Here is a 725-nt window from a genome sequence, read left to right on the forward strand (position 1 = left end):
ATTAGTGGTTTACTAGCCGGTACCTATACGGTGACCATCACCGATGCCAATGGCTGCGAGACTACAGACGGCGCTACTATCGGTGAGCCCGATGCTGCCTTATCCTCCTCAGCTATCGCAACCGATGTAGCTTGTTTTGGTGAGGCCACCGGATCAATAGACCTAACAGTAAATGGAGGCACCCCTGGATATTCGTATCTATGGAGTAATGGTGCTATCACAGAAGATATCAGCGGACTTATAGCCGGCACCTATACGGTGACCATCACCGATGCCAATGGCTGTGAGACTACAGACGAGGCTACCGTTGGCCAGCCCGATGCTGCTTTGTCCGCGTCAGCTGTGGGAACGGATGCGCTTTGTAATGGGGATGCAAACGGTTCAATCGACTTAACAGTAAGTGGCGGTACTACGGCTTACTCCTTCATATGGAGCAACGGCGCCACCACAGAAGATATCAGCGGACTCACCGCAGGGACCTATTCCGTTACGATTACTGATGCCAACGGATGTACAACCACAGCAAGTGCAACAGTGAATGAACCAGCAGCCTTGATGTGTACAGTGGCCCTTGATAATGGGGTATCTGTCAATGGAGGCAATGATGGGGCGGCCACTGTAAATCCTACAGGTGGCACAGCAGGATATAGTTATGTCTGGGACAACGGGGAGACTACACAGCAGGCAATTGCTTTAACCGCGGGGACCCATAGTGTAACCGTTAC

The 725-nt window shown here is 51.9% G+C and carries 1 protein-coding gene; it reads left to right on the forward strand.

The window, feature by feature from the left end; genetic code table 11:
• Positions 1-725 (forward strand): SprB repeat-containing protein (locus tag J1G40_RS18270; protein WP_265244104.1); only part of this gene is annotated, 725 nt, incomplete at both ends.

Source organism: Muriicola sp. Z0-33, assembly GCF_026126425.1.
Classification (GTDB): Bacteria; Bacteroidota; Bacteroidia; order Flavobacteriales; family Flavobacteriaceae; genus JAFMPW01.